The organism is Microthrixaceae bacterium (genome assembly GCA_023957975.1).
Taxonomy (GTDB): domain Bacteria; phylum Actinomycetota; class Acidimicrobiia; order Acidimicrobiales; family Microtrichaceae; genus JAMLGM01.
Window position 1 is genome coordinate 116580 of sequence record JAMLGM010000001.1, and the last position, 9898, is coordinate 126477.

Here is a 9898-nt window from a genome sequence, read left to right on the forward strand (position 1 = left end):
CACCGCCACCGTCATCGCCGCCACGATCGAGGACATAACCATTCTGAGTGTCAGCGGTCGCTTCTAGGTTGTGACCCATGCGGTTCCTGCACACCTCCGACTGGCATCTCGGCCGAACCTTCCACGGCGGCTCACTGCTCGACGAACAACGCGCCATGGTCGACGCGATCGTCGAGATCGCCGAACAGCACCATGTCGATGCCGTCATCATCGCCGGCGATCTGTTCGATCGCGCCATTCCCCCGGTCGAAGCGGTCGAGCTGTGGGAGTCCGCTGTCGCGCGGCTGCGTCTGACGGGCGCTGTCGTCATCGCCATCTCCGGCAATCACGACTCCGCCCGTCGCGTGTCGGTGCACAGCAGATTGCTTGAATCCGGCGGCGTGTTCCTGCGCGGATCCATCGAATGCTGCGACGAACCGATCCTGGTGGAATCGCGACACGGGGCCGCACCCGTCGCGGTGTACGCGGTTCCGTACCTCGACCCTGTGGCCGCTCGCTCCGTATTCGGCGAGGCCGCCTTTGAGCCACTCGAAGCGGGTTCGATTGTCGCAGACGATGCCAGCGCCAGCGACGGCGACGGCGACGGCGACGGCGACGGCGCCGACATCGACGCCGAGACCGACGCCGAGACCGATCGACCCATCCGGCGTCGACGCGTCACCCACCGCAGCATCACTGCCGCGGCGATGGCGAGCGTGCGCGCCGACCTCGAGACGCGCGAGGTGTCGGGAACGGTCGTCGTGGCGCACACGTTCGTGGGTGGTGGCGTCTCCTCGGAGTCCGAGCGCGACATCACCCTCGGCAACGTCGAGCAGGTTCCGCTCACGGTTTTCGAGGGCATCGGATACGTCGCGCTGGGCCACCTTCACGGACCCCAGGTCTTCGAGGGTGGGCGCATCACCTACTCCGGTTCACCGCTTCCCTATTCGTTCTCCGAGGAGCACCATCGCAAGTGCGTGCGAATCATCGACCTCGACGCCGATGGAGCCGTCGATGTGGAGACGGTCCAGTTACCCGCGATCATGCGTCTCGCCACACTGAGTGGCACACTCGACGACCTCCTCCACGACTCCTCGTTCGCAGACCACGAGGGGTCCTACGTTCGGGCACAGCTCACCGACGTGCACCTACCGCTCAACGCGATGGCCCGCCTTCGCTACCGGTTTGCCCGGGCCGTCGAGTTGCGCCACACCCCCACCGGCTCAGAGCTCACCGGTTCGGCGACCATCAACGCAGCACAACGGCGCGAGCTGCCCCCACTTGAACTCACGAGGTCCTTCTTCAACGATCAGGAGGGTCGCGACCCCACCGACGACGAACTCGAGTGGTTGGACGCCGCGCTCGCACAGGCGATGGGAGTGCAACGATGAGACCGCACCGACTTCAGGTCACAGCGTTCGGCGCCTTCGCCGAGCATCAAGATATCGACCTCGACCGACTCGCCGAGGAAGGGCTGTTTCTCATTCACGGTCGCACCGGCGCGGGCAAGACCACGCTGCTCGATGCGATCGTGTTCGCGCTCTACGGCGAGGTCGGGCATCGGGGCTCCGATCGCCTGGTCTCCCATCACGTCGAGATCGGCACGACGCCGAGGGTTGAACTGGAGTTCACCATCGCAGGTCACCGTTACCGGGTGACGCGATCGCCCTCCTACGTCGCACCCAAGAAGGGCGGAGGAACCACCCAGAAGGCGGCGTCGGCGACGTTGGTCCGCCTCGAACCCGACGGAACCGAGACCGTGCTCGGCTCAAAGCAGACCGACGTCAACCATGAGATCCAGTCGTTGGTCGGACTCAATCATCTTCAGTTCAGTCAGGTCATGTTGTTGCCCCAGGGCCGCTTCGAGCAGGTGTTGCGAGCCAAGTCCGACGAACGTCAGAAGTTGCTCGACACCCTCTTCGACACCTCGCTGTACGCGAGTGCCACGCAGTGGCTCGAAGCGCGAGCAGGAGAGCAACGCAAGATCCTCGAGGGCGCGGGCCGAGACCTCGAAGCCGTAATGCAGCAGGCCCTCGACCTTCGAACCGCGCTGCTTCAGCGCGAGGACCAGTTAGATCTCAGCGAGCCCGACGACTCGGGGCCCGACATCACCTGGCTCACCAACGTCGTTCACGAGGTCGACCAGGCCGCGACACTCGCGGTCGCCGACGCCGAGTCCGCCAGGGCCACCGAGGCCACGGCCGCCAGCATGCTGACCGACGCCAAGCTGACGCTCAGCCAGTGGGATCAGGCCGACCGGGCACGCAGCAACCTCCGCCAGCTCGCCGCAGCGCAGCCCGAGATCGATCAACTCGAGGTTCGACTCGCCGAGTTCGACGCCGCAAACGCCATCGCGGTTCCGCTTCGCGACGAGCACAACGCGAAGCGGCGCCTCGACACTGCCTGGCAACGACTCACCGAAGCGGTCGCCACCATCCGCACGGCACTCGATGAGGCAACCGTCCTTGACGAGGGTTTCGCGACGCTCTCGATCGACACCGCCGTCGACATCGCGAACTTCGAGGCCGGTCGAGTCGAGCCGTTTCATCAGCAGGTCTCCTCGATCGTCGCAATCGCTCGCGCTGGGCTCGAACAGCGGGCTCGGTTGAGTGCCGAACTCGAACAGGCGAACGCTGCACGAACGCACACGGCTCAGGAACTCGCGGATGCCGAACAGCGCGAACGCTCGACTATCGACACGATCTCCGACCTTGAGCAGCGTCACCGGGAACTGAGCGCACAGCTCGACACCGAAAGCGAGGTCGCCGCCCAACTCGAGCTACGACAGGCGGACCTGAGTCGCCTCGAAGCGCAACTTGGTGCCGCCAAGTCGATCGCCCGACTCGAGCAGCAGCGCCAGACCGCCGAGTCCACTCGTCAGGCGGCGGTCGACGCCCATCAGGCCGCGGTCGACGACGCTCAGGCATTGCGCGGGCGCTATTTCGACGGAATCGCGGCGGTGCTCGCCGCGTCGCTCACAGACGGAGAGCCCTGTTCGGTATGCGGTTCGCTCGATCACCCGTCGGTCGCGCAATCGAGCGACGATGCGGTCCGGCCCGACGATCTCGAAGCGGCCGACGGGGTCGTGGAAACACTCGCCGCCGAACGTGAGCAGGCCACGACCGTCGTGTCACAGCTCACCACCAAGATCGCCGAACAACGCGGCATCCTCGGCGAGGTATCCGAAGCGTCGTCGTCCGTCGAGGTGCTCTCCGACCGGCGAGCGGACCTTGAGGCCTCCGTTCAGGCCGCCGAGCGGGCGGGAGGCACCGCAACACGCGTCCAACGCGAACTCCAGGAGGTGGACGGCAGCCTGATAGCCGCCCGAGCGGAGCGCGCCGAGGCGACGGCGCTGCGAGCGGAACTCGCGGGGCGTCAAGCCACCGAAGGCGACCAGATCGCCCAGGCACAGGCGGCCCTGGATCAGCTCGGCGACATGGGAGGCCTCGATGCAACCCGGGCACAGCAGTTGCTCATCGGCGTCGACACCGCATCGCACGCACTTCGCAGTGCGGCGACGCAACACCGCGACGCAGCGAGCGAGCTCGATCGCGCCCGCATCGACGCGGAAAATGCCGTGCGGGGCTCGACCTTCGCCGACCGTGCCACCCCAACCGCGATCCTGTCGGCATATCAGCGCGAGGGCGGCGACCGCGACGTTTGGTTTGCCCGGATCAACGACCACCACCATGGCCTCGATTCCGCGACCGAACTGCTCGCCCATGACTGGGTGACCGCACTGCCCCAGCAGCGCCCCTCCGTCGCCGACGCCGAAAGCGCAGCGCGTTTCGCCACCGACGCCTCGCGGCGCGCCTCCACCAGAGAAACGCACCTGAAGGCTGCACGCGACGACCTGCGCAAGCTGTCAGAACGATTCGACACCCAACTCGCCCAGTACGAGGTTCAACGATCGACGGTCGAGTTGTTGAGCCACGTCGCCGATCGGGTCGCAGGCAAGCGCAAGCCCCGTGTCTCGCTACAGCGTTGGGTGCTTCGCAGCTATCTCGAAGAGATCTGCGAGTACGCCAACCAACGCCTTGTGACGATGACCTCAGGGCGCTTTCGCCTTGAGGTGCGCGAGACTCCGACCTCGGGCAACAGCCAAGCCGGACTCGACCTCGACGTGTTTGATGCCCACACCGGCCAGACCCGCAATGTCACCACGTTGTCGGGGGGTGAGACGTTTCAAGCGTCGTTGGCACTCGCGCTCGGTGTCGCCGACACGGTCTCGGCCCACCACGGTGGAATTCGACTCGACGCGCTGTTCGTCGACGAAGGGTTCGGGTCGCTCGACCCCGAGTCGTTGCAACTGGCGATGGACGAACTCGACCGCCTCCGCGAGGGTGGGCGCATGGTCGGTTTGATCAGCCACGTCGGAGCGCTTCGCGAGCGGATCGGTTTCGGCGTCGAGGTCATCGCGACGCCGAAGGGGTCGCTGGCCCGCCTGGGAGAAATCACCCCGGTCTGAGCGCGCTCGACCGCTCGGCCTGGCAGCGTCGGCGAGGCGACACACGCCGGGTGCGTCAGTCCGCTGAACGGTCCGCCACGATGTGGGCGGCCGTCGCCGCCGCGGCCGACACGGTCAACACCGACGGCCACGCGCCGATCTTCTTCGCCAGCGGATGCGAACCGCCGAAGCCAACGAGATATACCGCGAGCAACAGCAACGCCTTAGCGGTGCCCACCGACTTCACCCAACTGCGAAACGCCGTCACCCCACCCACAGCGAGGACGATCCCGCCGAGTTCACGCTTCTTCGTTTCCCGGGCGACAAGGTATCCGCCGACCAGTGAGGCGGCGACGATGGGTGCAGTGCGAGCCATCTCGTGAGCCTACCCACGCCCCGCGACCCTGCCGGGTCACGTCCGTTGCGGACTCCACGGAGCGGGCCGTGCGGCGCCTAGCCGCCACACAGACCTACAGGCGGATGAGCTTCTGCTCACCCATGCCAAAGAACCCGTCGAGTTCCAACCGGGCCGTACCGGTGTCGATCGCTCCTTCGAACCATCCGTACGGCGCGTAGTACTCGGCGAGGCACCGTCGAGGGCCGAGGTGCAGCGAGTTCCGCACGGTCGGGGTGAACGTCACGTCCACTGCGCCCGAACGATCGCGGGCGTGCCATTTTCCCCACGGCCCGTTCGGCCGTTCGACGGTGATCGCGGGAAGACGGTGGACCGCGTTGGCGATCCACAGCGCGTTCTCGTTGAACACTTCCCGATCCCGAACCTGATTGGCGGTGAGGTTGAACCCCTCGATGAGTCCCGTCGGACTCCTTCGAACCGCGGTCAGCCAGTCGTAGCGCTGGGGTCGGGGGTACTCGCCGTGATGATCGTCGATGATCAGGAAGCCGCGGTCTTCGGCCAGTCCGATTTCGTCAGAACCGACCCGAACCGACGCGTCGAAGGGCATCATCGTCTTGTGCGAGTACAACGCGCGGCCATCGGCGAAGGGGTGGACGATGACCAGGTGCCCGGCGTCGTTCGCACCCCACCGTCCAACACCGTGGAGTTCGAGCGGCGCAAGGTCGCCTCGACCGGGATGGGTTGCGTCGATGCGCACGACGCCGTCGTCGAACTCGTTCGTGAACGTGACGGAGAATCCACCGGCATGACCGTGAGAGCGCGTGCCGGAAAGCCCATGGGCGACCGCCGGGACCCAGCCCGGCACCAGCTTCTGCCAGCGCTGAATCGTCGCGGCGGCTTTGTTCACCACCAGCACCTGCAACAGGCCGGACACCTTCGCGGTGTACACGGCACCAAGAATGAACGTGTCGTCGTCGCCCGCCTGAAACGCCTGCCACTCCTTGGTCCGCAGGCCACGCAGCGCCCGACGCACCGGGCTCGAGCCCGCCGCGTCCAACAGGTTCACCACGGGAATCGCCGCGCCGTACGTACCGAACCGATAGCTCCCGTCGATCACCACCGCTGGCGGAGGTGCCACCGGATCGGGCGGCAACGACGGGTTCACGGTCGCGACGGCGTCGGCATTCATCGAGCCACCCTATCGAACCACCTCGCGGGAACGCCGCGTCGGCCGACCCCTCCGACATCGCCGACAGGCCTCGAAAACGGACGAAACCCCCGTGTTTACGGGGGTTTCCGTGAGCCCAAGAGGAGAATCGAACTCCTGACCTATTCATTACGAGTGAATTGCTCTACCGACTGAGCTACTTGGGCGTCGGCCGACCAAGATACCAGCACCCACCGCGGACGCGGCAAAGCCGTTCCGGGCGAGACGCGATCCCGGGTGATCAGCACACCGCGACGAACGTGAATCCCCGATCGCGCAGCCCCTGGATGATCCACGGCAGCGCCAGAATCGTGGCGGTTCGATCGCCGCCGCCGTCGTGCATCAGGACCACGCTGCGATCCTGCGCCCCGTTCAGCACTCGACCGACGATCGTGAACCAGTCCGGCTTTTCCCAATCGAGGGTGTCGATCGACCACATGGCGGTCGCTAATCCCTTTGAGGCGACGAGGTCGAGGACGTACTGGTCGTAGCTGCCGTACGGCGGACGGAAGCAACGCACCGTTCCCGGCCCAGTGATCGCTTCCAGCTGGTCGATCGACCCGACGATCTGGTCGATCTGCGTGCCGGGGTCGGCGTCGGCGAGCTTCACATGATTCTTCGTGTGAACCCCGAGGCGAAAGCCGTCGGCCTGCATCTGACGAACGAGATCGGCCCGCTGCTGCGACTGTGGTGTGAGCTGGAAAAAGGTCGCCGGAACTCCGTAGAGCTTCAACAGGTTCACGATCTGTGTCGTGTACTGGCTTGGACCATCGTCGAAGGTGAGCGCCACGACCGGCCCCATCGGGGCCAGCGACTCGTCCGCCACCAAGTCGCGAAACATCGACCCCGGAGCCGGCACCCCGTTGGGCAGCCACGCCGCGGCCGGGCGAACGACCGGGGGCTTCATCGGGGCTCCATTCGGCCCCAACACCGTCGGCACCGGAGGTGGCTGCCAAATCGTCACCGGGGCCGTGTCCGGGGGCGTCACCGGTGTCGTGTCGGTCACGATCGTGGTCGTATCTTCAACGGCGGTCGATGTCGTTTCGATCGTGGCGACGGTGGTCGACACGCGCTGAATCGAACCGTCATCGATGACGTCGGCACGAGTCGTTCCGGTGCACGCAGCGAGCAGGGCCGAAACCCCGAAGACGCCCGCCGTGAGAACTCCATACCGACGCACACTGCTCAATGCCGAGGTGCGACGCATAACAGAAATTCTACGTGTGTCCGCCGACATCTTCGGCGCGGCCGGGGAATTTGCCTGCCGCCCGCAGCACCCCACGTCGGCACCGTCGCGGCTTGGACACGGTGCCATCTCAGATGATGCCGCGGCCGCGGAGTGCCTCGAGTTCGCCGTCTTCGAGGCCGAGCACCTCGGCGAACACCTCGTCGGTGTGTTGACCGAGCTCAGGGCCCACCCAGCGCACGGCGCCGGGGGTGTCCGACAGCTTCGGCACGACGTTGTGCATCGCGAAGTCGCCGAGCAGCGGGTGGGCCAGCGTTACGATCGCCTGGCGCGCGGCGAAATGAGCGTCCGCCAACATGTCGGGGGCGGTGTAGATCTTGCCGTTCGGCACCCCGAACTCGTTGAGCACTTCCTCGAGCCGTGCCGAGGTCAGGGTGCGGGTCCACTCCGCGATCAATCCGTCGAGCAGTTCCTGGTTCTGTCCGCGGGCGTTGTGCGTGGCGAAACGCTCGTCCTCGGCGAGATCATCACGACCCATCGCCGCTGCCAGCCGGCGCCATACGGTGTCCTGATTGCCGCTGATCAGATGCTCACCGTCCGAAGTCGGATAGGCGTTGGCGGGAGCGACGTTCGGCAGAATCGACCCGGTTCGCGGTCGCACGTACCCGGCGACCGTGTACTCGGGAATCAGCGACTCCATCACCCCGAGCACCGCCTCGTACAGCGCTGAATCCACGATCTGACCTCGACCGGTGTTGTGGCGATGATGGACCGCCACCAGCGTCCCGACGCACGCGAAGATCGCCGCAAGCGTGTCGCCGATCGAGATGCCGGCACGAGCCGGAGGGCGGTCGGGTTCGCCGATGACCGCTCGAAGCCCGCCCATCGCCTCGCCGATCGCACCATAACCGGGGCGATCGGCATACGGTCCGGTCTGGCCGTATCCCGAAACACGAACGACGATGAGTTCGGGTCTCGTCGCCCGCAGATCCTCCGGATCCAGCCCCCACTTCTCCAGCGTTCCCGGCCTGAAGTTCTCGATCAGGATGTCGGCCTCGCCGATCAACTGCCTCGCAAGCTCCTGCCCCTCGGCCTCGCGCAGATTCAGGGTGACCGAGCGCTTGTTGCGTGCCACGACGGGCCACCACAACGACGCTCCTTGCGCCTTTTCGCGCCCCCACTCTCGCATCGGATCACCGGTTGCCGGGGCCTCGATCTTGATGACGTCGGCACCGAAGTCCGCAAGGAGTTGTCCGCAGAAGGGCCCGGCGAGCAGCTGTCCCATTTCGATGACCCGAAGATCGCTCAGCGGTCCGTTCACCCGTGTGTCCTCCGATGCCGTGCTCCGGCCTGACGCTCAACGCGACGACCAACGATACGTCGCGCGACATGACACAGCAGGGCGCAACGAAACGACACCGCTCCCACACGGCCGTAGTCGGTCTGCTGAACTGGCGCCATGACGAGCGCGTACGGAACCGAGGCCATCTGGGACATCTTCGACGAGTCGATCGTCACGTTCACCGGCCCCGACGGATCGTCGGTCCGCTACGGCTCCGATGCCAACCCGTACCCCGAGCCGCTCTTCGGAATCACCGCCTGGAATCCGGGCGAGGAACGACCACACGAAGAAAACGTCGCAGCAAATGAGCGCCTCAAAGCCCACCTCACACAAAGCGCCATTCGATTCGTCGACGCCGAGGGCGCCTCGCCCGATGGCACCTGGAACGAGCCGGGCTACGTGCTGATCGGCACCGACCGGGCGACCGCCGTCGCGGTCGCCCGTGAATTCGGGCAGCTCGCGATCCACGAGATGGCCAACGGGGTGCTTCGCGTGGTCAAATCCGCCGGCAACTCCGACACCACGACGTAGGACCCCGCATCCCATGGCAACGAACGTTCTCGACAGCACTCACCCCACGATCGACCCCGACCGGCCGACCCGAACCCATGCCACGATCGGCGAGGAATGGCAGATCATCTACTCACAGGGCGGGATCGTGATGTCGACCATGCTTCGTGCCGCAACACGGGTTCTCGCTCGGCCCGACCTTCAGCTCTCCGCCATGTCGGCGACGTTCATCAAGCCGGTACCGATGGGCGACGTGGTGATCGACGTCGAGGTTCTGCGCAGCGGGCGCAATGGCGCCCAGACATCGATTGAGCTGCGCGACGCAACAAGTGCCGCCAACGGTGATGGTCCCAACACCGTGATCACCGCCGTCTTCATCGCCGCCGACGACAACGCGCCAACCGTGCGCTCGCTCAGTTGCCCTCCCGAGCTTCTCGGCACGCCAACCCCCGAACACGTCGCCGCCACGGCGCCACGAGAACAGGCGTTTCTGGAGCGCACCGACTGGGTCCTCACCCCCGAACAGCCCGATGATACGAACCGGCAATTGATGTGGTTTCGCTTTCACGAGGCCCCGCTCACCGACGACGGAACGTGGGAGCGTTCCACCCTCGTCGTTCCGGCCGACACCCTCGGCACCGCCATTCACTCGGCGATGATGGCGAAGGGCGACCGCGAGGTGTTTTCGGTGTCGTTGCAGATCACCGTGCAGTTCCACGCCGATGCCCACGGCGAGTGGGTCGGTGTCGACTCATCGGTCTGGGACATCTCCAACGGTCTCGCATCAGGGCCGGCGTCGTTGTGGGACACCGACGGAACCTTGGTCGCCACCGTCACCCAGACCGCCAAGCTACGCCTCGAGTGGTAGCGGG

At 66.0% G+C, this 9898-nt stretch carries 8 protein-coding genes and 1 tRNA gene; 4 read left to right on the forward strand and 5 right to left on the reverse strand.

Annotated elements, in window-relative coordinates; genetic code table 11:
- Positions 1 to 77: 77 nt before the first annotated feature.
- Positions 78 to 1370: an exonuclease SbcCD subunit D gene (locus tag M9952_00555; GenBank protein ID MCO5311423.1), complete on the forward strand. Its 1293-nt coding sequence runs from the start codon at positions 78 to 80 to the stop codon at positions 1368 to 1370.
- A complete protein-coding gene (locus tag M9952_00560; GenBank protein MCO5311424.1) occupies positions 1367 to 4447 on the forward strand; it encodes an SMC family ATPase in 3081 nt (1026 codons plus the stop codon). The genes M9952_00555 and M9952_00560 overlap by 4 nt, the downstream gene beginning before the upstream one ends.
- Before the next feature lie 55 nt (positions 4448 to 4502).
- Here M9952_00560 and M9952_00565 read toward each other — a convergent pair whose 3' ends face one another.
- From M9952_00565 to M9952_00585, 5 genes are all read right to left on the reverse strand, one after another.
- Complete coding sequence (locus tag M9952_00565; GenBank protein MCO5311425.1) at positions 4503 to 4802, reverse strand: hypothetical protein; 300 nt, start codon at positions 4800 to 4802, stop codon at positions 4503 to 4505.
- Between the two features lie 94 nt (positions 4803 to 4896).
- Positions 4897 to 5970: a DUF2804 domain-containing protein gene (locus M9952_00570; GenBank protein MCO5311426.1), complete on the reverse strand. Its 1074-nt coding sequence runs from the start codon at positions 5968 to 5970 to the stop codon at positions 4897 to 4899.
- A gap of 112 nt (positions 5971 to 6082) precedes the next feature.
- Positions 6083 to 6155, reverse strand: a tRNA-Thr gene (locus M9952_00575).
- 74 nt (positions 6156 to 6229) lie between these two features.
- Positions 6230 to 7195: a polysaccharide deacetylase family protein gene (locus M9952_00580; protein MCO5311427.1), complete on the reverse strand. Its 966-nt coding sequence runs from the start codon at positions 7193 to 7195 to the stop codon at positions 6230 to 6232.
- A gap of 109 nt (positions 7196 to 7304) precedes the next feature.
- Positions 7305 to 8495 (reverse strand): CoA transferase, encoded by a 1191-nt coding sequence (locus M9952_00585; protein MCO5311428.1) that lies wholly within the window; start codon positions 8493 to 8495, stop codon positions 7305 to 7307.
- A 138-nt stretch (positions 8496 to 8633) separates the two neighbouring features.
- Here M9952_00585 and M9952_00590 point away from each other — a divergent pair, with 138 nt between their 5' ends.
- Positions 8634 to 9047, forward strand: coding sequence for a DUF3293 domain-containing protein (locus tag M9952_00590; protein MCO5311429.1), 414 nt, complete (start codon positions 8634 to 8636; stop codon positions 9045 to 9047).
- Between the two features lie 13 nt (positions 9048 to 9060).
- Positions 9061 to 9894, forward strand: a complete 834-nt coding sequence (locus M9952_00595) for a thioesterase family protein (protein MCO5311430.1) — start codon at positions 9061 to 9063, stop codon at positions 9892 to 9894.
- Positions 9895 to 9898 lie beyond the last annotated feature (4 nt).